Here is a 23,040-nt window from a genome sequence, read left to right as displayed (position 1 = left end):
CTGGTCGCCACCTAAGCCGCCGCCATGATCTCCGCATAGGTGGCGAAATCGACATTGCCGCCGGACAGCACCACGGCAACGCATTTGCCTGATAGCTCGATCTCGCCCGACGATAGCGCGGCCAGCCCGACGCTGCCGCCAGGCTCGACCACCAGCTTGAGGTGGGCCATGGCGTCGCGCATCGCCTGTGCCGCTGCCTTGTCGGAAACGGCAATGCCGCCGGCGAGATTCCTGCGGTTGATCTCGAAGGTCATCGCGCCCGGCTCGGCGGTGAGGAGCGCGTCGCAGATCGACGTGTGGCCGGGTTCGATCGAAACCCGAGCACCTTTGGCCAACGAACGACAGGTGTCGTCGAAATGCTCGGGTTCCACCGCCCAGACGGCCGTATCTGGTGATGCATCCTTGACCGCGATGGAGATGCCGCTGCTCAAGCCGCCGCCGCCGCAGGGAATGACGATCGCGTCGAGACTCACGCCGAGCGCTTTCGCCTGCGCCATCAGCTCGAGGCCGATCGTGCCCTGGCCGGCGATGATGGCCGGATCGTCGAACGGCGGGACCAGGACCATGCCCCGGTCCATATAAGGGCGAACCACCGTCATGCGGTCATCGCGGAAACGGTCGAACGGAACCACTTCCGCTCCCATTTTCCTGACATTTCCGACCTTCATTGCCGGGGCGTCAGTGGGCATGGCGATGACCGCCTTGACCCCGAACATCGCCGCCGACGCGGCGACACCTTGCGCGTGGTTGCCCGACGAGAAGGCGACGACGCCACGGCTGCGTTCTTCCTCGGTGAGCGAAGACAGTTTGTTGTAGGCGCCGCGGAACTTGAACGAGCCGGTGCGCTGCAGCGTCTCCGGCTTGAACAGGATCCTGGCACCGAAGCGCTTGTTCAGCTCAGGCGATTCGATCAGCGGCGTTTCGACGATCAGGCCGGACAATCGCATTGCTGCGGCGTGGATATCGGCGATGCCGGGAGGCGTGGTCATGGCGAGGTCCTGCGGAAGTGAGATCGCCCATGGTGCACGGAAAGCAGGGCCGCGCACCACTGAAAAGATGTGACCGACACAATTCGTCGATTGCGAGACGAGCGTGTTGCCTTATCAGCGCCCCCGACGTTTGCGATTGGCCGAAGCCTCACCCCAAAAGCGTCCGTCGCCGCTTGGCGCCACCCATCTTGCGCCAGTTGTTGAAGCGATGGGTGGCGGCGGCGAAGGAGATCTTCATCTGCTGGGCAACCGAATAGCGCGACTTGCCCTCGTCGAACATGCGGTAGCAGCACTCGACGCCCTCCTCGGTCAGCTTGCCGTCGGGGGCCTTGTTGTGCGGATTGGCGGGATCGAATTTTTCGACCTGCTGCTCGACCAGGCCTTTCAGGCGCTGCAGGTCGGCCTCGATATTGGCGATGAGGTCGAGAACAGGTTTCGGGTCAAACGCATGGGTGGGCTGCTTTGCCGGCATCTACGGATTCCTTTCTCTTGGCTTAGGTTCAGCTATATAGGTGAACATTCACCAATAGTTAAGGGCGGCGGAGGATCCCCAGAGCCAATAATTTTGAACCTCCGGCGACGGGTGCGATTGACCAACGGCGCACCAGACCATAGTTTAGAACTATTCTAAACTAGGGTGAATTTCTCATGCTTTCCCGTGTTTTCGGCTTTGGCCGCCGTCCCTTCGAATCGCTCTCGGAGCAAGAGATCCTGGCGCTCGCCATCTCTTCCGAGGAAGACGACGGGCGTATCTACCGGGCCTATGCCGATGGATTGGCAGATAGTTTTCCACATTCGGCCAAGGTGTTCGAGGAGATGGCCGAGGAGGAGGACGGCCATCGCGACTCGCTGATCGAGCTTCACCGCGAGCGTTTCGGCGAGCGCATTCCGCTGATCCGGCGCGAGCATGTGAAAGGTTATTACGAGCGCAAGCCGGACTGGCTGGTCAGGCCGCTCGGTATCGAGCATGTGCGCCAACAGGCCGAGTCGATGGAGCGGCAGGCGTATCTGTTCTACGTCGAGGCGGCGAAACGCACCAGCGATGCCTCGACGCGAAAGCTGCTCGATGATCTGGCGGTGGCCGAACAAGGCCACGAGACGCTGGCGCAGCGGCTGGAGCAAAAGCATGTGCCGGGCGCGGTGAAGAACGAGGAAGCCGCGGCCGAGCAGCGCCAGTTCATCCTGACCTATGTGCAACCGGGACTGGCCGGGTTGATGGACGGATCGGTGTCGACGCTGGCGCCGATCTTTGCCGCCGCCTTCGCCACGCACGACACGTTCCAGACCTTTCTGGTCGGGCTTGCCGCCTCGATCGGCGCCGGCATCTCGATGGGCTTCACCGAGGTGGCCTCCGACGACGGCAAGCTGTCGGGCCGCGGCTCGCCGGTGAAACGCGGGCTGACAGTCGGCATCATGACCATGCTGGGCGGCCTCGGCCACGCGCTGCCCTACCTCATCCCGTTTTTCTGGACGGCGACGATTGTCGCTGCGGTCGTGGTGTTCTTCGAGCTATGGGCGATCGCCTTCGTGCAGAACCGCTACATGCAGACGCCGTTCTGGCGCGCCGCCTTCCAGGTGGTGCTGGGCGGCGCGCTGGTGTTTGCGGCCGGCGTGCTGATCGGGAATGCTTAGCTCGATCTTTCCTTCTCCCCTTGTTGTGGGAGAAGGTGGATTGGCGCGTAGCGCCAAGACGGAAGAGGGGTGTTGGACGGGTCGCAGTCGGTGCCAAGCTGGAACACCCCTCATCCGTCGCCTTCGGCGACACCTTCTCCCACAAGGGGAGAAGGAAAGGCCGCATAGTCCCACTCACCCATGCACCACCCGGCTGTCCTCAGGCGCCTCGGCCCGTTCGGTCAGGCCATAGTCGCGCACGACATGGGCGATGCGCAGACGATAGTCGGCAAAGATGCCGCCACGGCCGGCCTTCTGCGCCCGCCTATGTTCCTCCGTGTTGCGCCAGGCCTTCACCGCCTCCTCGTCGCGCCAGAACGACAGCGACAGGATGCGATTCGGGTCAGTGAGGCTCTGAAAGCGCTCGATAGTGAGAAAACCGTCGATGCCGTCGAGCGGCGGGCGCAGGTCGGCGGCGAGGCCGAGATAGGCATCGCGCTTGCCCGCTGCCGGCTCGACCTCGAATATGACGGCGATCATAATTTCACCAGAGAGGCATGCGGCCCGGACGCCAGCTTCAGGAACATGCGATCCTCCTTCAGGATGAATCTTTCACGCCGCGCGAACTCGTAATTCGCCTTGCCGACCGGATCGGCGGCCAGCCTGGCACGGTAGGCCTCGTAAGCCGCCAGGCTGTCGATGTTGTAGGCGGCGTAGGCGGTCGTGGCCGAGCCTTCATGCGGAGCAAAATAGCCGATCAGATCGGCGCCGCAGCGCGGAATGGCCTGGCCCCAGTTACGGGCATATTCCTCGAACGCCGCCTTGCCGAACGGGTCGATCTCGTAGCGGATGAAGCAGGTGATGGTCATCTTTTGTCTCCTAGACGGGTGGATGCATTCTTGCGCCCACAGTTCGAGCGGTGTCGAAATGTTCAGTGGTTCTAGTGTGCTAGGCAATTTCTCCGCTGGTCATGCTTGCCAGAACGATTTCGCGCATTCGTGGCGAACGTCTTCCGGCGTCAGGCCAAGGTCGCGCAAAAGATGCTCGTCGATCTCGGCAAGGTCGAGGCGCTGCAGATAGCGGTCGTGCCACCGCGCCAGGAGCCGCAAATGCAACCGGCGCAAGACGAAAAACGGAAACGGCCGGCGGCCGAACCGGCCAGTGGATACGGCGTCGGGAACGGTTCTTGCAGTCATCGTCGTCTCCTTGATCTCAGTGGAGGTTAGTGGTTATCTGACAGGAATGCTTCGATGAGGAACGAACTATGCGTGAAGGACCAGATATAGCCCGCATCGGCAGCCTGGTCGGCGATCCGGCGCGGGCAAACATGCTGACCGCGCTGATGGGCGGCACGGCGTTGACGGCGAGCGAACTGGCGCTCGAGGCCGGTGTGTCGCTGCCGACCGCCAGCTCGCATCTGTCGAAACTGATGGAGGGCGGGCTGCTGACGCTGGCAAGCCAGGGGCGGCATCGCTATTACGGCCTCGCCGGGCCGCAGGTGGCTGGCATGATCGAAGCCATCACCGGTGTCGCCGCAGCGGTCGGGCCGCAGCGGGTCCGGCCGGGTCCCCGTGATACGGCCATGCGCGTGGCGCGTGTCTGCTACGACCACCTCGCCGGAGAACAGGCCGTGGCGATGCTCGACCGCCTTGTCGCTCGACAAGTGCTCCTGCGCGACGACAAGGAGATCAGGCTTGGGCCGTCGGCCGCCTCGTATTTTGCCGCGATTGGCATCGGTGTCGAGAGCAAGGCGCGACGACCGGTGTGCCGGGCGTGCCTCGACTGGAGCGTGCGGCGCTCACATCTTGCCGGCACGCTGGGCGCCGCCATTCTCGACAAGATCCTTGCCGAAAAATGGGCAAGGCGCGAGAAAGACAGCCGCGCGGTGATCTTTTCGCCGACGGGCAAGCAGGCGTTCGAGAAGGTGTTTCTCGCTTGATTGTTAGCCGCGCTTGAGCACCTTGCCCTGCCTGAAAAAATCCTTCCACGGATCGGCTTCGGCCAACTGCTTCAGCGTCGTCTTGTCGCCGATCGGAAATGCGTTCGGCACCAGTCCGGCCTCGATCTCCGCCCAGGTCGCCGGCATCGACACGGTAGCGCCCTTCTTGGCCCGCGACGAATAAGGCGCCACCGTGGTCGAGCCGCGGCTATTGCGCAGATAGTCGACGAAGATTTTTCCGGTGCGCGCCTTCTTCGACAGCGTCGCCGTGTAGCGGTCGGGTGCCGCCTGTTCCAGCGCGCGGGCGAAATCATGGGCGAAGTCTTTCACCTCATCCCAATCCGCCGATGGTTTCAGAGGCACGACGACATGGTAGCCCTTGCCACCCGACGTCTTGACGAAATTCGGCAAGGACAGCTCATCGAGCCTACCGCGGATTTCGAGCGCCGCCGCGCGCACCGCTTTCACGTCGACGCCTTCGTCGGGATCGAGATCGAAGATGATCTGGTCCGGCTTATCCAGTTCGTCGATGGTGCAGCCCCAGATATGGATCTCGACCACGCCGAGCTGGACCAAGGCAGCGACACCGTCGAAGTCGCGGATGAACAGGATCTCCTCGCCGTCCGTCGGATCCTTCATCCTGGCGATCTTGTCATGCATGCCGGCCGATGCATGCTTCTGGAAAAAGCGCTGGCCCTCGACGCCGTCCGGCGCACGCACCAGGCTTAGCGGCCGATTGACGACGAATTGTTGCAGGCGCGGCCAGACCAAAGCGTAATGATCGAGCAGGCCCTGCTTCGATACCTTCTCCTGCGGCCACAGAAGCTTGTCGGGATGAGAAAGCTTTACGACGGTTTTTGCCGCCCCCGAGGATTCAACAGAGGTGCCCTTGCCCCCGGCAGGCTTTTCCTTGGTATCGGCCTTGCCTGCGGGTGCCTTTGGCTTTTCCTGCACGACTTCCTCCGCCGGTTTGTCCTCGCGCAATCCCTGGAACGAGGCGTGGCGTATTATACGGTCGGACGTCCAGGTACGGAACTCCACTTCGCCGACAAGGTCTGGCTTCACCCAAACCACTCCTTTGCCCAGCCCTTTGCCCCTCGGTAGCGCCTGTCGAAGGGCGAGGTCTTCGCCTTCAGAGCATCAAGCTTCTTCTTCAGGTCGTTGGTGCCCTGCATCGAAAAGCCGGTGCCGACACGGCCGGCATAGTGCAGCTTGCCGCCCTCATGGTAGCCGACCAGCAAGGAGCGCAATCCACGCCCGGTCTTCTCCGACGGCAGGTAGCCGCCGATGACGAATTCCTGGCGAAGCGTGCATTTCGACTTCACCCAGGACAAGCCGCGGCCGCTGCGATAGGGCGCGTCGGCGCGCTTGGAGACGATACCCTCCAGCCCCATGCGGCAGGCGTGCTCCAGCATGACCTTGCCCGGTTCGGCAAAATGGTCGCTGAAGCGGACTGCCGAATTGACTGGCTGTTTGCCAAGCAAGTCCTGCAAAGCCTGCTTGCGCTCGACCAGCGGCTCTGTGCGCAGATCCTCGCCATCGAGACGCATCAGGTCGAAGACGTAATAGAGAAAACGATCCGTGCGGCGCGCCGACAGATCCGCCTGGAGCAGCGCGAAGGACGAGACGCCGCTGTCCGCCAGCACGACGATCTCGCCGTCAATGATGGCATCCATGCATTTCAGGCGCCCGAGTTCCGCAACAATCTCGCCGCCGAACTTGTCCGTCCAGTCAAGGCCGGTGCGCGTCAAGAGCCGCACCTCGGTGCCGGCAAGCTGCGCCTGCATGCGGTAGCCGTCGAATTTCACCTCATGCAGCCATTCCTTGCCGGGAGGGGCATCCCTTTGCAGTGTGGCGAGGCATGGTTCAATGAATTCGAGCTGCTTTGCCGCCTTGGCCTTCGCCTTGCTAGCGAGCCGTTTGTTCGAATGCCAGACCCTTGGCTTCTTGCCATCGGCGGTCTTGCCTTCGCCGACCTCCTCGATCGTCAGGCCCGACTTCACCGATTCTGGCGCCTCCTGCAAAATGTCCTCGCCCGGCCGGGCGGCGACATCGTCGGATTTGATCAGCAGCCAATTGTCGCGCGTTTTGCCGGGACGCGGCTTCAGGCGCACCAGATGCCAGAGACCGTTCAGCTTGTGGCCATGCAACTCGAAGCTGATATGGCCCTTTTTCATCGCCTGGGCCGGATCGGTCTCCGGTTGCCATCTGCCTTCGTCCCAGACGATGACCGAGCCGCCGCCATATTCGCCCTTGGGAATGGTGCCCTCGAAGGACGCGTAGTCGATTGGGTGATCCTCGACATGCACGGCGAACCGCTTTTCATGCGGATCGAGGCTCGGGCCCCGGGTTATCGCCCAGCTCCACAGCACGCCATTGTGTTCGAGGCGAAGGTCGTAATGCAGCCGTGTCGCGGCGTGCTTTTGGATGACAAAGATGCCGGCCTCACCTTTCCTGCTGCGAACGACCTTGCCGGCCGGCTCGGCGGTCTTCTTGAAATCGCGCTTGGCGTGATACTGCTCAAGGCTGGCCATGACACGCGATCCTATGCGGATTTGCTATGGCGTCGAAGGCTTCGGCTTGGCGACGCCGGCACGAGGTCTTGAACGGATAGAAATCGTTTCAGTTCCGGCCCCGCGAAAAGCGAGGCACGCCGGATTGCCCGGCGTTGCCTCGATCGAGAGTGCTATTCGGCGGCTTGAAGGTTGACCTTGGCCTCCGCGATCTCGGTAAGCTTGCGGTCGGTAGCCTGCTCTTCCTTGATGTTGTTGGCCAGGACATTGGCGCAGTCGCTGCGGCCAAGCTGCTTGGCCCAGGCAATCAACGTGCCGTAACGGGTTATCTCATAGTGCTCGACCGCTTGCACGGATGCGATCAGGGCGGCGTCGAGAACATCCTTGTCGTCGATGTCGCCGCTGACTTCATCGGCTTCCTCGAGAATGCCGTCGATGGCCGGACAGTTGACCGTCTTGGCCTTCACGCCGTGCAGTTCGAACACGTTCTCGACGCGCGCGATATGGCCCTTGGTCTGCCCGAGGTGCTTCTCCAGGCCGGCTTTCAATTGCGGATTGGTCGCCTTGTCGATCATCTTCGGCAGCGCCTTCTCGATCTGTTTTTCGGCGTAATAGATGTCGCGCAGCGTGTGGACGAAGAGGTCGTCCAGCGTCTTGATGTCTTTCGAAAAGAAACCCATGGCTTTTGCCTTTCCATCATTCTTGCTGTGTTGGGGTTCCGGCGGCGGTCCCGCACGGAAGCCGCTGTCTGCTGGAGCCGGGTTGGTGCGGCTCTTGGCGTCAACGTGCGGCTATCGGACGGGTTCCTGACTTTCCCTGGGCAAGCACGGAAATTTCGCGGCGCCGGCCAAGGTTGAAACACAAGCGCGCCGCAGCGACATCCAAACGAAACATATGTGATGCAAAAGTCACATCGACCGAAATGTCGACGAACTGCATGGAAAGACCCCGAATCAGCCGCATTGCGGCCACGAACCAAGGCATTTTCGACCAGATATTAACATCGTGTTCACCGACTATTCACGCCTCGACGCTATGATCTCCGCAATTCGGAAGGGACATCCGAAATCGGGACAGGGACAGGTAAAATGAACTTCTTGACGCACCTCATCGGCTACGCTGCCGCCATCCGCGAATTCGTCGCGCCGACCTACCGGCCGGAGCGCTATTACATGCGCGGCCCAGGGCCCGCCTGCGCACGCCGCGGCCACACGCTCGGCATCAGCGCGCACTGATGACGACCATGGAAAGCCGTCATGACAGCCGGATCTGCAGGCCGGCCGCCGATCACCGTGCGACCACCTATCGTGCGGAGCGCCCTGCGCTCGCCGACAGGCGGCGTGCGACAACAAGGTTCTGAGATTCTGGGGCTTTGATCTCGCCGCCGGCAAGCTTAGTGTCGTTTGACACCAAGCAGCCGGACCCGCGTGACCACCCAGCCAAACCATCCTCCTGAAAAGCCAGCCTTCGATGCAAGCCATCCGTTGATCGTGTTCGACGGCGTCTGTGTGCTGTGCTCGGGCTTCGTGCGCATGGTGGTCAGGCTCGACCGCAAAAGCCGCTTCCGCTTCGCCACGGCGCAGTCGCCGCTCGGCGAAGCGCTGTTTCGAAAATACGGGCTGCGGACGGATAGCTACGAGACCAATCTGGTCCTCATCGACGGCGCCGCCTTCACCCGCCTGGACAGTTTCGTCGCCGTCATGGCCGAACTGGGCTGGCCGTGGCGGGCGGCGAGGTCTTTCCTCCTGCTGCCGCGCCCGCTCCGCAACTGGCTCTATGATCGCATTGCAAAGAACCGCTACGCGCTGTTCGGCAGCAAAGAGAGCTGCGAGATTCCCTCCGCTGAATTGAAGGGCCGGCTGATCGGCTAGCGCCGAACCCCAGGAATGCCCATCCTGCCCGGGTTTGCACCCCTTGATCGGAACGATCGTCCGCTATCGCGGCTGGCTCGAACCTTCGCACGGTTCCAGCACGATCGTGCCGCCTGCCGCCTTACCCAGTTCGCGGCAGTCTTCAACCGTGCACAGTGTCCAGCCTTCGCCGGTGGCCCCGGATGCGGCAAGCACGAGGCGCGGCTGAGGCTTGATCGGGGGCGTGTAGGCCCACCAGCCGTCCCGCAGAAGCGCGCCCTCGGGTGGCTCCATGCCGGCGCCCGATCCTTTGACCCGCGCCTCGACGATTTGCAAGCCGGAGGGCAGCACCTTCCAGTCCTCCTGCCAATGCGTCCTTTCCACCGAATGCGTCCAGGAAAGCGTGAAGGCGGCCACAGTGAGCGTCACCACTTTGCCGGCGGTCAGGATGCAGAGGCTCATGCGGACCCGGTGGCCGACGCCTGCCGTGCACGCCAGCAGTGCCAGCCGATCCAGACGAGAGAGAGTACCCAGCCGGCTTCGTCGGTGAGCGGCAGTGCGGCAACCAGCAGAGCGCCGGCAGCGAAAGCGACGAGACGTTCCCACCAGGCCATGCGCCGGGCGAGAAACCCGACAGCAGCCGCGCCCCACAGAACGATGCCCATGCAGGCCTTGGCGACGACATAGGCAACCTCGACGGGATAGCCGAATTGGGCGGCGATCGGACCGGCGTCCTGCAACATCAATGCCGGGGTGTAAACCGCCATGAACGGCACGACGAAGCCGGCGATGGCAAGCTTGGTCGCCTGGATGCCGATCTTGAGGCCGCTCTCCTTGGCCATGGGCGCGGCGGCGAAGGCGGCCAGCGCCACGGGCGGTGTGAGGTCGGCCATGATGCCAAAATAGAAAACGAACATGTGGCTGACCACCAGCGGCACGTCGAGCGCCAACAGGGCCGGTCCGGCCAACGATGAGGTGATGATGTAATTGGGGATGGTCGGGATGCCCATGCCGAGTATCAGGCAGGTGAGCATGGTCAGCACTAGCGACAGGAACAGATTGTTCTCACCGATGGAGATGATCCAGCCGATGAAAGTCGAGGCGATTCCGGTGAGCGTCAGCGTGCCGATGACGACGCCGACAATGGCACAGGCAATGCCGACCGGCAGCGCGTTCTTTGCTCCCTCGGCAAGCGAGTCTATGCATATCTGCAACGTCTCGCGTCCGCCCCTGAAGGTGAAGCAAGCGATGACGAGCGCCGCGATCACAAGGCTGAGGATGTTGACGCCGAACTTCATGAAAGAGGCGGCGGCAAGCCCCAGCGCCAGCCAGAAGACAATGCGGAAGGCAAGCGGCCCGATCAACGCCGCCAGCGGCGTGCCGAGGATGAGCACGATGGTCAGCGCCAGCCCCATGGTGCCGGCGAAGATCGGCGTATAGCCGGCAAACAGCAGATAGATGAGCGCGGCAAGCGGCAGAACCAGCGGCCAGTGTCGTCTCACCGCGTCCCACGGATTGGGCAGATCCGCTTTGGCCATGCCGTGCAGGTCAGCCTTGCCGGCTTCCAGATGCACCTGCCAGAAACAGGCGCCGAAATAGAGCAGTGCCGGGATGATCGCCGCCTTGACCACTTCAGCATAGGGGATGTTCAGCGTCTCGGCCATGATGAAGGCGACCGCGCCCATCACCGGCGGCATGATCTGGCCGCCCATCGAGGAGGTCGCCTCGACGGCGCCGGCGAAAGCCGGGCGGAAGCCGAAGCGCTTCATAAGCGGGATGGTGAACTGGCCGCTGGCCACCACGTTGGCGACGCCGGAGCCGGAAATGGTGCCCATCAGCGCCGATGACAGGACGCAGACCTGGGCCGGGCCGCCGCGCCACGAGCCGACCAGGCCAAGGGCGAAATCGTTGAACAGCGCGATCATGCCGGCGCGTTCGAGAAAGGCGGCGAAGACGACGAAGATGAAGATGTAGGCGGCCGAGACGTAGACCGGCGTGCCGTATATGCCTTCCGTGCCAAAGGCGAAGGTGTCGACGAGCTGGGCGAAATCATAGCCGCGATGGATGAAGGGCGACGGTAGGTGATTGCCGGCAAATGCGTAAGCGAGGAAGATCAAGGCGATCAGGGCAAGCGGCAGCCCCATCAACCGCCGCGCGGCCTCGAAGACCAGCACGACCAGCACCGTGCCGACGATCAGGTCCGGCGTGGTGAGGAAGCCGGAGCGGCGGATGAGGTCGGCATAGAACACCCAATTATACAGGCCGGTGGCGAAGCCGAGCACGCCGAGTGCCCAGAACGCTGCTTTCGCCGGGATGCTTGTGGCGCGCAGATTGGCGATCAGGCCAAAGCCGAGCAGCAGCAAGAAGCCGACATGCATGGCGCGCACCACCTGGCTCGGCAGGCTGCCATAAGCGGCGATGTAGATCTGGAAGATGGAAAAGGCGACGGCGATGAGAAAGGCGGCCTTGCCGGCGATGCCTTCGCCGAAACCCGGCGGCAGCCCTTCAATTGGCTGTTCTTCGGTCGGAGTTTCAGAACGGGTCATTGGCGGGCTCCTGGCGGGACGCTCCCCTCCCCCTCGAGGGGAGGGTGCCGAGCGAAGCGAGGCGGGTGGGGTCGCCTCAACTGCCTCGACCTTTAACTGAGAAAGTTGGAGCGCGTCGCCGAGGACCCCACCCGTCCATCCGCCTTCGGCGGCTGGACACCCTCCCCTCAAGGGGGAGGGGACGGCTTACTTGATGAGCCCCTTCTCCTTGTAATACCTCTCGGCGCCTGGATGCAGCGACACCGGCATGCCGTCGAGCGCCTTGGCCGGGTCGATCGCCTTGGCGGCGGCATGGGCAGCAGTGAGCTGGTCGAGATTTTCAAACAGCAGCTTGGTCATCTGATAGGCGGTCTCGTCGGAGACGTCGGCGCTTGTGATGAGGAAGTTGCCGACGGCGGCGGTCGCAACATCCTCGGTCTGGCCCTCATAGGTGCCCTTAGGAATGGTCACCGAAAGATAGGGCGAGCCGATCTTGGCGACATCCTGCGCCGGCACGGCAACGACGTTGATCGGCACCGAGGTGGCGAGGTCGCGGATCGAGGCGACGCCGAGGCCGGCCGATTGCAGCGTGGCGTCGAGCTGGCGGTTCTTGATCAGCTCGACCGATTCGGCGAAGGGCAGATACTCAACCCGTCCGAGATCCTCGTATTTCAGCCCGGCGGCGGCGAAGATGGCGCGGGCGTTGAGCTCAGTGCCGGAGGCCGGCGCGCCGACCGACAGGCTTTTGCCCTTGAGGTCGGCGAGCGTCTTGATGCCGGACTCCTTACTGGCAACGATCTGGATGTAGTTGGGATAGATGGCGGCGATGCCGCGCAGCTTGTCGAGCTTGCCCGGATAGCCGGCTTCGGTATTGCCCTCGGCGGCCAGCTTGACGGAATCGCCGAGCGCGAAGGCGATTTCGCCCTTGCCCTGCTGCAACAAATTGAGGTTCTCGACCGAAGCTTTCGTCGCCTGGACCTGGGTGCGGGCACCTTCGATGCCCTTGCCGTAGATTTCCGACAGCGCGACGCCGAGCGGATAGTAGACGCCCGAGGTGCCGCCGGTCAGCACGTTGATGAATTCCTGCGCCTTGGCCGACATCGCGCCAAGGCCCAGCGACAGCGCCAGCGCGCCGGCGGCAACAACCTTCGTCCTGAAATTGAGCATGCGATTTCCTCCCTGAAATATCAGCGGCCGTACCACCCTCCCAGCACGAGCCGAGGCGAGTTTAGACAGCGGGCGGGAAATGCCAACCCGCAATAGTATCCATTAGACGAACGGCTGAGTGATGCCGCAACGCATGGCCGCTTGCGTAAAACGCCATCGGAGCCGAAAGATTTTTCCAACGCCTGTCGAAATCGGGCCGGGCCGCGCGACATACGTCCGGCTCGCAATGATGCGGCCCTGTGAACATGGGAGAGAAGACCATGCGATACATGCTTTTGATCTACGTGAACGAAGCCGCGATGGCGGCCGCGCCGACCGACAAGACCTACGAGATCAGCGCAGCCTATGGCGCCTATACCGAGGCGTTGAAGAAGTCCGGCGCCTGGTTGGCCGGCGACCGGCTGAAGCCGACCCAGGCCGCGACCTCGGTGCGGATGGCCAATGGCAAGACCAACGTGCTCGACGGCCCGTATGCCGACACCAAGGAACAGCTCGCAGGCTTCTACATGATCGAGGCCGAGGATGCCGATGCCGCGATTGCCTGGGCGGCGCGCTGTCCGGGTGCCAGCACCGGCACGGTGGAGGTGCGGCCGATCTGGGAACAGACAATGTGATATCGGAACGGCCTGACATCGCGCGGGCGGCGGCGGAAGCGGCCGCCCGGCAAAGCTACGGCAAGCTGATCGCCTATCTCGCCGCGCGCATGCGTGATGTAGTCAGCGCCGAGGACGCCCTGGCCGACGCCTTTGCGGCGGCGCTGGAGCGCTGGCCGCAAACCGGCGTGCCGCAGAAGCCCGAAGCCTGGCTGCTGGCGGTGGCGCGCCGGCGCCGCGTCGACGCCATCCGGCGGCGGCTGACCAGCGAGGCGGGCCGCGACCATCTCAGGCTGATCGCCGAGGAGATGGAGGCTCGCATCATCGATGAAGACCTGCCCGACGAGCGGCTGCGGCTGATGTTTGCCTGCGCCCATCCGGCGATCGAGGCGGGCGTGCGAGCGCCGCTGATCCTGCAGGCCATTCTGGGCTTCGACGCGGCGACGATCGCCTCGGCCTTCCTGGTGTCACCGGCAACGATGGGCCAGCGCCTGGTGCGCGCCAAAAACCGCATCCGCGAGACCGGCATTCCGTTCCGGGTGCCTGAAAGAACCGAGCTCGGCGAGCGGCTGGATGCGGTGCTGGAAGCGATCTACGCCGCGTTCGCCGAGGGCTGGTCCGACCCGGCCGGCACCGAAACCCGGCGCCGCAATCTCGCGACCGAAGGCATCTGGCTCGGCCGTCTGGTGGCGTCGCTGATGCCGGATGAGCCGGAAGCGCTTGGCCTGCTGGCGCTGATGCTGTTTGCCGAGGCGCGGCGTGCGGCGCGGCGCAGTGCCTCCGGAGACTATGTGCCATTGGCCGAGCAGGAGCTTGCGTTGTGGGACGACGCCTTGATCGACGAAGCAGAGACACTGCTCCGGCGCGCCGCGGCCAAGGGCGTGGTCGGCCGCTACCAACTTGAGGCGGCCGTGCAATCCGCCCATACGACAAGACGGCTGACCGGCCGGACCGACTGGGTCGCGATCAGACATCTCTACGACGCGCTGTCGGTGATTGCCGCCTCGCCGGTGGTATCGATCAACCGCGCGGTGGCCATTGCCGAGGCCGACGGCGCCGCGGCGGGATTGAGCGCACTTGATGAGCTTGGCGATGACAAGCGGCTGCATGATTATCAGCCTTATTGGGCCGCCCGCGCGGGCCTCCTGGCCAGGGTCGGCAAAACTCGGGAAGCGACTGAGGCCTATGACCGGGCGATCGGCCTCGAACGTGATCCGGCCGTGCGCCGGTTCCTGCAGGAACGACGGGCAGGGCTCAGCCGCGCGGAAAAAGACTGACGCAACACGATCCGTTCAGGCCGGCCACATGGCGTGGGAGGCGTTCAGCGTCCTCATCACCTGATGCTCCCGCAACTTGGCCCACAGGCGTTCGATGTTCGGCCAGGCGCTGGGGACCTTTTCAATCTCGGGATGCCAGGCCACCAGCATGATAAGATAGATGTCGGCCAGCGAGAGCCGGTTGCCGACCAGCCAGTCACGGCCTTCGAGGGCAGCATCGAGAATGGCCAAGCCGCGATCCATTTCCGAGATCGCCGCCTGCTTGACCGCGTCCACGCCGCCGGGATCGGCGGTGTAGCGATGAGCGTAGAAGAACCGCAGGTCAGCCTGATAGATGACCGACGACATGAAGGTCATCCAGCGCAGGAAATCGGCGCGGGCGGGCGAGTTCACTGCCGGCGCCAGAGCTGCTTCCGGGTGGCGTTCGGCAAGCAGGATGCAGATCGCCGCCGACTCGGTCATCGAGCTTCCGTCCGGCAAGACCAGGACCGGCACCTGGTTCAAGGGGCTGATGTCGAGAAAGGCCTGATCGGGCGAGGTCGATTTCGGAACGTCGACCTGGTCGAAAGGCACACCCGCCAAAGCGAGCGCCGCCTCGACGACAAAGCCGCCAGTGTTGGCACGGGTATAGAGCTTGTACATGAAATCCTCCGCCAGCCGATGCAAGGCCGGCGACGATCTGACCGGAAGCGCCACTTTACTCAAGCGAGCGGCGGCCGCCACAGGTGTTTTTTCAGCGGTCCAGCGCTGCTATCTGGGTCCTCGGCGCACGGGTGGAGCCTGTCGCCCCTTAATGGACTAGCGCAAACCTTCGAGATTAGCTGACGCCGACCTACCTTCGTTATCCCAGGGCGGAGCAGGAGCGAAGCGACGTCGCGTAGACCCTGGGATCCATGCCGTAACTTCCGAGCGTCGCGACGTTGCAGAGCCTTTTGATGTCGGAGACAGCGCGCCCCTGCCGGATAAGGCGACGCGAGAAGGGCCTGTTGTCGAACGGCTTTCATTCTGCACCGCGGTATTCCTCGGCCGCGGTCACGGCATGGATCCCAGGGTCTGCGCTCCCGCTTCGCGTTCGCTCCGCCCTGGGATGACGAAGCGGACCTAAGCCCCCAGCCCCTCGAACAGGATCGTCGACAGATAGCGTTCGGCGAAGGATGGAATGACGACCACCAGGTTCTTTCCCTTGTTCTCCGGCCGCGAGCCGACGACGATCGCCGCCTGCAGGGCAGCGCCCGACGAGATGCCGACCGGGACGCCTTCGAGGCGGGCGACGAGTCGCGCATTGGCGACCGAATCCTCGTTGGAAACCTTGACGATCTCGTCATAGATCGTCATGTCGAGGATCTTCGGCGCGAAGCCGGCGCCGATGCCCTGGATCTTGTGCGGGCCGGGCTGGCCGCCCGACAGCACCGGCGAGGCTTCCGGCTCGACGGCGACGACATGCACGGAGGGCTTGCGCTGCTTCAGCACCTGACCGACGCCGGTGATGGTGCCGCCGGTGCCGATGCCGGCGACGAAGATGTCGACTTCGCCTTGGGTGTCATTCCAGATTTCCTCGGCCGTGGTGCGGCGGTGGATTTCCGGATTGGCCGGATTTTCGAACTGCTGCGGAATGATGGCGTCGGGCAGCGTCGCGGCCAGCTCGTCGGCCTTGGCGATGGCGCCCTTCATACCTTTCGGCCCTTCGGTCAGCACCAGTTCGGCACCGAGCAGCGCCAGCATTTTCCTGCGTTCGACCGACATGGTCTCCGGCATGGTCAGGATCAGCTTGTAGCCCTTGGCGGCGGCGGCGAAGGCGAGCGCGATGCCGGTGTTGCCCGAGGTCGGCTCAATCAGCGTGGTCCTGCCGGGCGCAATCCTGCCCGATGCCTCCAGCGCCTCGATCATCGAGACGCCGATGCGGTCCTTGACCGAGCCGATCGGGTTGAAGAATTCGAGCTTGGCCAGCAGATTGGCGACGACGCCCTTTTCATTGGCGAACTTGTCGAGCCGCACCAGCGGGGTGTCGCCGATCGTTTCGGTGATCGAATTGTAGATGCGGCCGCGGCCGGGCACATGCGCGGTGGTGGCAGGCTTGTTCATTGGTTTCGCTCCCCGAGTTCAGATGGGCCAGAGGTCAGATCGGCCAGAGTCAGGTTGGCCAGAGTCAGTCAGGCAAGTGTCAGGCGGGCATAAGATAGGGCCATCCGCCGCGCAAGATAGTCTGTCGGTTGAAAATATCCGAGTGGGACGCATGCTGAAAACAGCTTCGGCCTGGAAAAGCATTTCAGGCGGTGTCCTGTTTAGGAATGGCTCGACCGCGAGATGCCTATTGCCGGGCGGCGATCGCAGCCGCTGCTCCGACCATGAAACCGGCGGCGGTGCGGTTCAGCACCCGCAGCGCACGCGGCGACTTCAGGAGCCCGCGCGCCTTGGCCGCCAGCGCCAGATAGGGCACCAGCACCACCAGCAGCACGAAGAGCGTCAGCGCGACGAGGATGCCGTAATCGGCGAGCGTGATGGTCTTCAGATCGACGATGGTCGGCGTGATGGCGAGATAGAAGATCATCGTCTTCGGATTGCCGAGCGTGACGGCGAGGCCGGCAATAAAGCTCGACACCAGCCCGCCCCTGCCTTTCTTCGCCTCCACCGTTTCGGGCGTGATGCCGCTCGTCCAGAAGCGCCAGCCAAGGAAAGCGAGATAGGCGACGCCCAGCCATTTGATTACCAGGAAGGCCATGCCGAAGGTCTGAGCGACGAGGGAAAGGCCGAGCACCACGGCGGTGAGATAGGTGAGATCGCCGAGCATCAGCCCGAAAGACATGGCGAGCGCCGAGCGAAAGCCGGAACCAAGCGCACGCGCAATAAGCGCGGTGAGACCTGGGCCAGGAATGGCGGCGGCGATGCCGAGGGCCGCGCTGTAGGCGAGGAATCCGGTGAGGGTCATGATTTCGGCCTTAGCGCATGACCCCAAAAACGGAATCGACTTTTAAGACTGCGCGCCTTGTCTCACAAACGCGGGCAGGCGTGTACTCCCTAAGGTTAGGATTCGATTGCACCAGAGCCGCCGGCCGGGAACTCGCCGATCATGACGGACTTTTGTCGTACGTGACGCGCACACGGAGAGTTGAAACGGAATCGATCGGTTTTCAGAACTCAGTTTCCGGCTGCGTAGAAATCGTCGTCGAGGCGCTTTTCCAGCGCGACGAGATCGGCCGGCAGCGGCAGGCCCATGGCGCGCATTTCCCTCAGCTTTTCGCGTAGCTGCTCCTGCACTTCATGCTGATCCTCGGGCTGGTTGATCATCTGCTCGAGCAACAGGCTGATCTGGGCCTTGAACGATTCCAGCGCCATTTTTTTCTCCTTAGGTCCGGCCTAAGCGCGTCGCGTTTGAAGGGTTCCTGCGACGCGCTTTGCTTTCTTGTTTTTATGCATGTCATTATCCCAAAACCGCTTGCGCATCACAGGTCAAGCCCGAGGGCAGGCTTTTGGGCGACATGCATTATCGCAGCATGCGGGAAATAAGCTGCGCGGTATAGTCGACCATCGGCACGATGCGTGCGTAGTTCAGCCGGGTCGGGCCGATGACGCCGAGCGCGCCGATGACGCGGGCATCCTTGTCGCGATAGGGCGCCACGACCAGCGACGAGCCCGACAACGAAAACAGCTTGTTTTCCGAGCCGATGAAGATGCGCACGCCGGACCCTTCCTCGGCAAGATCGAGAAGCTGGATCAGCCCGTCCTGCGTCTCCAGATCCTCGAACAAGTGCCGCAACAACTCGATGTCGGCCTGGGCCGTGACGTTTTCCAGCAGATTGGCGCGGCCGCGCACGATGAGACGCGCCGGCAGGCCGCTGTCGGCGCCTGCCCAGACCGCCAGGCCCTTTTCGACCAAGTCCTGCGACAGCGTGTCGAGGGCGGCCCTGGTTTCTTCCTTGATGCGGGCGATCTCGATCCGCGCCTCGGCCAGCGTGCGGCCGCGGATGTGGGCGTTGAGGAAGTTCGAGGCTTCATGCAATTGCGAAACGGTGATGCCGGCGGGCAGATCGACGACGCGGTTTTCGACGTCGCCGTTCTGCGATACCAGCACGGCCAGCGCCTTGGTCGGCTCGAGCTGGATGAACTCGATGTGCTTCAGCGCCACCTCGTTCTTGGCGGCAAGCACGAGGCCGGCGCCGCGCGACATGCCTGACAGCATCTGGCTGGCTTCGGTGAGCATGTGCTCCAGCGTCGCGCCCGAGCCGGAGGCGCGCACCTGTGCCTCGATGATGCGGCGCTCCTCATCGGAGAGGTCGCCAAGCTCCATGAACGCATCGACGAAGAAGCGCAGGCCGGCCTGGGTCGGCAGCCGGCCGGCCGAGATATGCGGCGCGTAGATCAGTCCGAGATGCTCGAGATCGCTCATCACGTTGCGGATGGTTGCGGGCGACAGCGAAGACGGCAGGATCCGCGACAGGCTGCGTGAGCCGACCGGCTCGCCGTCCTTCAGGTAGGAATCGACGATGCGCCGAAAGATGTCGCGCGAGCGCATGTCAAGCGATTGAAACGCGGGCGATTGAAACCCGGGTGACTGAAGCACGGGCGACTGCGAACTGGGATCGACTGCCTTGGTCATTCGGGCCAAAAACCTCCGGCCCAAAGATATAGACTTCGGCCGCGCCCGCGCAACCGGCCATTTTCCTTTGCGCCCTGCGCCCCATGCGGCTACAAGCCGGCCACGATTCCGAAAAAGATAGGAAAAAAGCCTGAATGCGCCCTTCCAAACGCCAATTCGACGAAATGCGCGCCATCTCCTTCGAGCGTGGCGTCTCCAAGCACGCGGAAGGTTCGTGCCTGGTGAAATTCGGCGACACACATGTGCTGTGCACGGCCAGCCTCGAGGAAAAGGTGCCGGGCTGGATGCGCAATTCCGGCAAGGGCTGGGTGACGGCGGAATATGGCATGCTGCCGCGCTCGACCGGCGAACGCATGCGCCGCGAAGCTTCGTCCGGCAAGCAAGGCGGCCGCACGCTGGAAATCCAGAGGCTGATCGGCCGTTCGCTGCGCGCCGTGGTTGATCTGCAGGCGCTCGGCGAGCAGCAGATCACCGTCGACTGCGACGTGATCCAGGCCGATGGCGGCACGCGCACCGCTTCGATCACCGGCGGCTGGGTGGCGCTCTACGACTGCCTGCGCTGGATGGAAGCTCGACAGATGGCCAGCGTCGCCAAGGTGCTGAAAGACCATGTCGCGGCGATCTCCTGCGGCATCCATGACGGTCAGCCGGTCATCGACCTCGACTATCTCGAGGATTCCTCGGCCGGCACCGACGCCAACTTCGTCATGACCGGCAAGGGCGGCATCGTCGAGATCCAGGGCACGGCCGAGGGTGAGCCTTTCTCTGAAGAGCAGTTCACTGCGCTGATGGAACTGGCCAAGAAGGGCATTGCGCGACTGGTCAGCCTACAGCAGATGGCTGTAGGTTAATTTTCGGTTCTGTCATGATTCCCTCCGCCATCCTGGAATCAGCCCTCTACGTCACCGACCTCGATGCCGCGGAAAAATTCTATTCCGGCGTGCTTGGGCTCGATCTGCTGGGCAAGGTCGACGGCAGGCATCTTTTCTTCCGTTGCGGGGACGGCGTGCTGCTCATCTTCAACGCCGAGGCGACCAAGGTGCCGCCGGCGCCCGACGCCAGGCTGAAAGTGCCGCCGCACGGCACGGTCGGCGACGGCCATCTCTGCTTTGCCGCAAGCGCGGACGAGATCGTGCGCTGGAAAGCGCATCTCGAGCAGAAGAAAATCGCCATCGAAAGCGAGTTCGAATGGCCGCAGGGCGGCCGGTCGATCTATATTCGCGACCCCTCCGGCAATTCGATCGAATTCGCCGAGCCAAGAATCTGGGGCATCTGATGCATTCGCTTGATGGACATAAGATCGTCGTCGCCAGCCACAATGCCGGCAAGCTGCGGGAATTCGCCGATCTGATGGCGCCATTCGGCATAGAAGCGAAGTCGGCCAAGGAATACGGCCTGCCGGAGCCGGACGAGACCGGCACCACCTTCGAGGAGAACGCCTTAATCAAGGCTTTAGCCGCCGCCAAGGCGACAGGCCTGCCGGCATTGTCGGACGATTCCGGCCTATGTGTCGATGCGCTGGGCGGAGCGCCCGGCGTCTACACCGCCAACTGGGCCGAGGCGCCGGACGGGTCCCGCGACTTCGACATGGCGATGCAGCGAGCGGAAGTGGCGTTGCAGGAAATCGGCGCGGTCGCGCCGGCTCAGCGCAAGGGCCGCTTCGTCGCCGTCATCTGCCTCGCCTTTCCAGACGGCGCGGCCGAATATTTCCGCGGCGAGGTCGAGGGCACGCTGGTATGGCCGCCTCGCGGTGAACTCGGCTTCGGCTATGACCCGGTGTTCATGCCGGATGGTTTCGAAAAGACCTTCGGCGAGATGAGCGCGGAGGAAAAACATGGTTGGAAGCCCGGCCAGCCGACGGCATTGTCGCACCGCGCCCGCGCCTTCCAGAAGTTCGCGCAAGCCAGACTGGATTTGGCACGATCGGGCGTGAAATGACCATGCTGCTCGACCGCAGCCCCGGCTTCGGCGTCTACATCCACTGGCCGTTTTGCGCGGCCAAGTGCCCCTATTGCGACTTCAACAGCCATGTCCGCCACCAGCCGGTCGACCAGGAGCGTTTTGCGCGCGCCTTCGAGACCGAGCTTGCGACGATGCGCGACCGGACCGGACCGCGCGAGGTGACCAGCATTTTTCTCGGCGGCGGCACACCGTCGCTGATGAAGCCGCAAACCGTGGCGACGGTGCTGGACGCGGTGGCGAGGAACTGGACGGTGCCCGATGGCATCGAGGTGACGCTGGAAGCCAACCCCTCTTCGGTCGAGGCCGAGCGCTTTCGCGGCTACCGGGCGGCAGGCGTCAACCGGGTGTCGCTCGGCGTGCAGGCGCTGAACGACAAGGATCTGCGGTTCCTCGGCCGGCTACACAATGTCGATGAAGCACTGCATGCGATCGGCCTGGCGCGTGAAATCTTTCCGCGGCTGTCCTTCGACCTGATCTACGCACGGCCCGGCCAGACACCGGAAGCGTGGCAGATGGAGCTCGAGCAGGCGATCGGCCACGCCGCCGACCACCTATCGCTCTACCAGCTGACCATCGAGGAAGGCACGCCGTTCCACGCGCTGCATGCGGCCAGGAAATTCGCCATTCCCGACAACGACCACGCCGCCGATCTCTATGCGCTGACGCAGGAGATCACCGCTGCACGCGGCTTGCCGGCTTACGAGATTTCCAACCACGCCAGGCCTGGGGCGGAAAGCCGGCACAATCTCACCTATTGGCGTTATGGCGAATATGTCGGCGTCGGTCCCGGCGCGCATGGCCGCTTCGTCGAAAACGGCCGCCGCGTGGTGACGATAGCCGAAAGGATGCCGGAGACCTGGGCCAATCTGGTCGAGGCCAAGGGCCATGGCATCACCGGCGGCGAGACCCTGACGCGCTCGGAAGAGGCCGACGAATTCCTGCTGATGGGGCTGAGGCTGGCCGAGGGTATCGACCTCTCGCGCTACGAAGCGTTTTCCGGCCGCGGCCTGTCGACGGCGCGGCTGTCGATGCTGCAGGGCGAGGGGCTGGTGGCGCCGATCGGCAATGCCCGCCTGCGCGCCACGCCGGCTGGCATGATCGTGCTCGACGCCGTAGTGGCGGATCTGGCGCGGTAGAGCATGATCCCGAAAAGTGGGATCCGGTTTTCGGACCAGATCATGTTCAAACTGGAAGATGGGACCCGTTGAAGAACGTCCTCTTCGTCTGCAGCCAGAACCGCTTGCGCAGCCCGACCGCGGAACAGGTGTTTTGCGGCCGCAGGGATATCGAGGTCGCATCGGCCGGTACCAACCATGATGCCGACAACCCGTTGACGCACGACCTCGTCTCCTGGGCCGACATCATCTTCGTGATGGAAAAGGCGCACCGCGCCAAACTGCAGAAGAAATTCAAGGCCAGCCTGAAGAAGGCTCGTGTGATCTGCCTCGATATTCCGGACGATTATGAATTTATGGACCCGGTCTTAGTTCGCCTTCTGGAAGCGCGCGTCTCGAAATATCTGGGTTGATGATGTGGCTGAGCGTTTTCACCGGCGCTTTCGTGAGAAGTGTCTCGGCCAATCGCGAGGTTGCGGTAGTCAAGCGTCGTGCTTGTGGCGGCGCTTGGCGTGGTCTTTCTCGGCGTCCGTCTCACCGGAGCGAGCCGGCTCGGCGTCGCCCTTGTCACGGCGGGCGCGGTTTTGATCGCTTATGGGGTGTGAGGGCGCTCCATTGCGGGAGCTTTTCGTTTCAAGGCGGGTGATGAAAATGTCGAAGCGATTGGGCATCGTCTGGTCAGTGCTCCATCGTGCTACCGGTCGAAGGCTCGATTTCCAGGTTGGTTGCCTTTGAAGGACGACGCTTTCGCGGCTTTTTGGCCAGGCCCGCGCCGGCTTTGGCAGGCTGGCGCTTGTCCTTTCGCGCGGCAAAGCGTTTGCGCCCTGCATAGTAGGGTTCGAAAACGTCCTGTATCTTGAGGCTGTCCATCCTGCTCCTCCCGAGATCAGGGATAAATCCGTCGG

General features: G+C 63.3%; 27 protein-coding genes and 2 pseudogenes. 12 read left to right on the top strand and 17 right to left on the bottom strand.

Annotation, left to right across the window (positions count from 1 at the left end; translation table 11 throughout):
- Positions 1–11: 11 nt before the first annotated feature.
- Together RPG13_RS06315 and RPG13_RS06310 are read right to left on the bottom strand one after the other, a co-directional pair.
- The gene (locus RPG13_RS06315; protein ID WP_337124632.1) at positions 12–989 is read right to left on the bottom strand and encodes a threonine ammonia-lyase; all 978 of its coding nucleotides are present in this window, start codon (positions 987–989) and stop codon (positions 12–14) included.
- A gap of 148 nt (positions 990–1,137) precedes the next feature.
- Positions 1,138–1,461 carry a hypothetical protein gene (locus RPG13_RS06310; RefSeq protein ID WP_095484710.1) on the bottom strand — a complete coding sequence of 108 codons (324 nt, stop codon included), beginning with the start codon at positions 1,459–1,461 and terminating at the stop codon, positions 1,138–1,140.
- 176 nt (positions 1,462–1,637) lie between these two features.
- On the opposite strand from RPG13_RS06310, the gene mbfA reads away from it, so the two are divergent.
- Entirely contained in the window at positions 1,638–2,621 is a 984-nt protein-coding gene (gene mbfA / locus RPG13_RS06305) for an iron exporter MbfA (RefSeq protein ID WP_126104199.1), read from the top strand.
- Positions 2,622–2,795: 174 nt separating this feature from the next.
- Here the strand turns inward: mbfA and RPG13_RS06300 are convergent, their stop codons facing one another.
- The 3 genes from RPG13_RS06300 to RPG13_RS06290 form a co-directional block, all read right to left on the bottom strand.
- Entirely contained in the window at positions 2,796–3,140 is a 345-nt protein-coding gene (locus RPG13_RS06300) for an antibiotic biosynthesis monooxygenase family protein (RefSeq protein ID WP_337124630.1), read from the bottom strand.
- Positions 3,137–3,469, bottom strand: coding sequence for an NIPSNAP family protein (locus RPG13_RS06295; RefSeq protein WP_095484713.1), 333 nt, complete (start codon positions 3,467–3,469; stop codon positions 3,137–3,139). The genes RPG13_RS06300 and RPG13_RS06295 overlap by 4 nt, the downstream gene beginning before the upstream one ends.
- A 99-nt stretch (positions 3,470–3,568) precedes the next feature.
- The gene (locus RPG13_RS06290) at positions 3,569–3,796 is read right to left on the bottom strand and encodes a DUF1127 domain-containing protein (RefSeq protein ID WP_126104200.1); all 228 of its coding nucleotides are present in this window, start codon (positions 3,794–3,796) and stop codon (positions 3,569–3,571) included.
- 68 nt (positions 3,797–3,864) lie between these two features.
- Between RPG13_RS06290 and RPG13_RS06285 the strand changes: the two genes are divergently transcribed.
- The gene (locus RPG13_RS06285; protein WP_337124628.1) at positions 3,865–4,539 is read left to right on the top strand and encodes an ArsR/SmtB family transcription factor; all 675 of its coding nucleotides are present in this window, start codon (positions 3,865–3,867) and stop codon (positions 4,537–4,539) included.
- Between the two features lie 3 nt (positions 4,540–4,542).
- On the opposite strand, the pseudogene ligD reads toward RPG13_RS06285, so the two are convergent.
- The 3 genes and pseudogenes from ligD to RPG13_RS06270 form a co-directional block, all read right to left on the bottom strand.
- A pseudogene (gene ligD, locus RPG13_RS06280) lies at positions 4,543–7,073 on the bottom strand (DNA ligase D).
- Positions 7,074–7,225: 152 nt separating this feature from the next.
- Positions 7,226–7,732, bottom strand: coding sequence for a YciE/YciF ferroxidase family protein (locus RPG13_RS06275; RefSeq protein WP_337124627.1), 507 nt, complete (start codon positions 7,730–7,732; stop codon positions 7,226–7,228).
- Between the two features lie 100 nt (positions 7,733–7,832).
- Positions 7,833–7,991 carry a hypothetical protein gene (locus RPG13_RS06270; protein WP_185928368.1) on the bottom strand — a complete coding sequence of 53 codons (159 nt, stop codon included), beginning with the start codon at positions 7,989–7,991 and terminating at the stop codon, positions 7,833–7,835.
- Positions 7,992–8,140: 149 nt separating this feature from the next.
- On the opposite strand from RPG13_RS06270, the gene RPG13_RS06265 reads away from it, so the two are divergent.
- A complete protein-coding gene (locus RPG13_RS06265; RefSeq protein WP_023801394.1) occupies positions 8,141–8,287 on the top strand; it encodes a hypothetical protein in 147 nt (48 codons plus the stop codon).
- 192 nt (positions 8,288–8,479) lie between these two features.
- Positions 8,480–8,923 (top strand): thiol-disulfide oxidoreductase DCC family protein, encoded by a 444-nt coding sequence (locus RPG13_RS06260; protein ID WP_337124617.1) that lies wholly within the window; start codon positions 8,480–8,482, stop codon positions 8,921–8,923.
- A gap of 63 nt (positions 8,924–8,986) precedes the next feature.
- Here RPG13_RS06260 and RPG13_RS06255 read toward each other — a convergent pair whose 3' ends face one another.
- The 3 genes from RPG13_RS06255 to RPG13_RS06245 form a co-directional block, all read right to left on the bottom strand.
- Complete coding sequence (locus RPG13_RS06255; RefSeq protein ID WP_337124616.1) at positions 8,987–9,364, bottom strand: DUF1850 domain-containing protein; 378 nt, start codon at positions 9,362–9,364, stop codon at positions 8,987–8,989.
- Positions 9,361–11,448: a TRAP transporter permease gene (locus RPG13_RS06250; protein WP_337124615.1), complete on the bottom strand. Its 2,088-nt coding sequence runs from the start codon at positions 11,446–11,448 to the stop codon at positions 9,361–9,363. Before RPG13_RS06250 ends, RPG13_RS06255 begins: the two co-directional genes overlap by 4 nt.
- 186 nt (positions 11,449–11,634) lie before the next feature.
- Complete coding sequence (locus RPG13_RS06245; protein WP_337124613.1) at positions 11,635–12,594, bottom strand: TAXI family TRAP transporter solute-binding subunit; 960 nt, start codon at positions 12,592–12,594, stop codon at positions 11,635–11,637.
- Positions 12,595–12,854: 260 nt separating this feature from the next.
- Here RPG13_RS06245 and RPG13_RS06240 point away from each other — a divergent pair, with 260 nt between their 5' ends.
- Both RPG13_RS06240 and RPG13_RS06235 read left to right on the top strand, forming a co-directional pair.
- The gene (locus RPG13_RS06240) at positions 12,855–13,208 is read left to right on the top strand and encodes a YciI family protein (RefSeq protein WP_095485097.1); all 354 of its coding nucleotides are present in this window, start codon (positions 12,855–12,857) and stop codon (positions 13,206–13,208) included.
- Positions 13,208–14,464 carry an RNA polymerase sigma factor gene (locus RPG13_RS06235; RefSeq protein ID WP_337126987.1) on the top strand — a complete coding sequence of 419 codons (1,257 nt, stop codon included), beginning with the start codon at positions 13,208–13,210 and terminating at the stop codon, positions 14,462–14,464. The genes RPG13_RS06240 and RPG13_RS06235 overlap by 1 nt, the downstream gene beginning before the upstream one ends.
- 15 nt (positions 14,465–14,479) lie before the next feature.
- On the opposite strand, the gene RPG13_RS06230 is transcribed toward RPG13_RS06235, so the two are convergent.
- From RPG13_RS06230 to hrcA, 5 genes are all read right to left on the bottom strand, one after another.
- A complete protein-coding gene (locus RPG13_RS06230) occupies positions 14,480–15,106 on the bottom strand; it encodes a glutathione S-transferase family protein (protein ID WP_337124612.1) in 627 nt (208 codons plus the stop codon).
- Positions 15,107–15,565: 459 nt separating this feature from the next.
- Entirely contained in the window at positions 15,566–16,546 is a 981-nt protein-coding gene (gene cysK, locus RPG13_RS06225; protein WP_337124610.1) for a cysteine synthase A, read from the bottom strand.
- A 226-nt stretch (positions 16,547–16,772) separates the two neighbouring features.
- Positions 16,773–17,390: a LysE family translocator gene (locus tag RPG13_RS06220; RefSeq protein WP_292504484.1), complete on the bottom strand. Its 618-nt coding sequence runs from the start codon at positions 17,388–17,390 to the stop codon at positions 16,773–16,775.
- A gap of 209 nt (positions 17,391–17,599) precedes the next feature.
- Complete coding sequence (locus RPG13_RS06215; RefSeq protein WP_029347942.1) at positions 17,600–17,797, bottom strand: hypothetical protein; 198 nt, start codon at positions 17,795–17,797, stop codon at positions 17,600–17,602.
- Between the two features lie 148 nt (positions 17,798–17,945).
- Positions 17,946–19,058 (bottom strand): heat-inducible transcriptional repressor HrcA, encoded by a 1,113-nt coding sequence (hrcA, locus tag RPG13_RS06210; RefSeq protein ID WP_292504481.1) that lies wholly within the window; start codon positions 19,056–19,058, stop codon positions 17,946–17,948.
- A gap of 134 nt (positions 19,059–19,192) precedes the next feature.
- Here hrcA and rph point away from each other — a divergent pair, with 134 nt between their 5' ends.
- The 6 genes and pseudogenes from rph to RPG13_RS06180 form a co-directional block, all read left to right on the top strand.
- On the top strand, positions 19,193–19,909 hold the full coding sequence (gene rph / locus RPG13_RS06205; RefSeq protein WP_095484726.1) for a ribonuclease PH: 717 nt from the start codon (positions 19,193–19,195) through the stop codon (positions 19,907–19,909).
- Positions 19,910–19,923: 14 nt separating this feature from the next.
- Complete coding sequence (locus RPG13_RS06200) at positions 19,924–20,334, top strand: VOC family protein (protein ID WP_292504479.1); 411 nt, start codon at positions 19,924–19,926, stop codon at positions 20,332–20,334.
- On the top strand, positions 20,334–20,996 hold the full coding sequence (gene rdgB / locus RPG13_RS06195; RefSeq protein WP_292504476.1) for an RdgB/HAM1 family non-canonical purine NTP pyrophosphatase: 663 nt from the start codon (positions 20,334–20,336) through the stop codon (positions 20,994–20,996). Before RPG13_RS06200 ends, rdgB begins: the two co-directional genes overlap by 1 nt.
- Positions 20,993–22,156 (top strand): radical SAM family heme chaperone HemW, encoded by a 1,164-nt coding sequence (gene hemW, locus RPG13_RS06190; RefSeq protein ID WP_127205584.1) that lies wholly within the window; start codon positions 20,993–20,995, stop codon positions 22,154–22,156. The genes rdgB and hemW overlap by 4 nt, the downstream gene beginning before the upstream one ends.
- Before the next feature lie 68 nt (positions 22,157–22,224).
- Positions 22,225–22,548 carry a low molecular weight protein tyrosine phosphatase family protein gene (locus RPG13_RS06185; RefSeq protein ID WP_095484730.1) on the top strand — a complete coding sequence of 108 codons (324 nt, stop codon included), beginning with the start codon at positions 22,225–22,227 and terminating at the stop codon, positions 22,546–22,548.
- A gap of 72 nt (positions 22,549–22,620) precedes the next feature.
- Positions 22,621–22,740 (top strand): annotated as a pseudogene (locus RPG13_RS06180) (EamA family transporter); the annotation flags it as partial.
- A gap of 73 nt (positions 22,741–22,813) precedes the next feature.
- Here the strand turns inward: RPG13_RS06180 and RPG13_RS06175 are convergent.
- Entirely contained in the window at positions 22,814–23,005 is a 192-nt protein-coding gene (locus RPG13_RS06175; RefSeq protein ID WP_126104217.1) for a hypothetical protein, read from the bottom strand.
- Positions 23,006–23,040: the final 35 nt, after the last annotated feature.

The organism is Mesorhizobium sp. ISC15 (assembly GCF_037162615.1).
GTDB classification, from domain to species: Bacteria; Pseudomonadota; Alphaproteobacteria; order Rhizobiales; family Rhizobiaceae; genus Mesorhizobium; species Mesorhizobium mediterraneum.
This window is presented reverse-complemented; position numbering and strand designations above follow the sequence as displayed.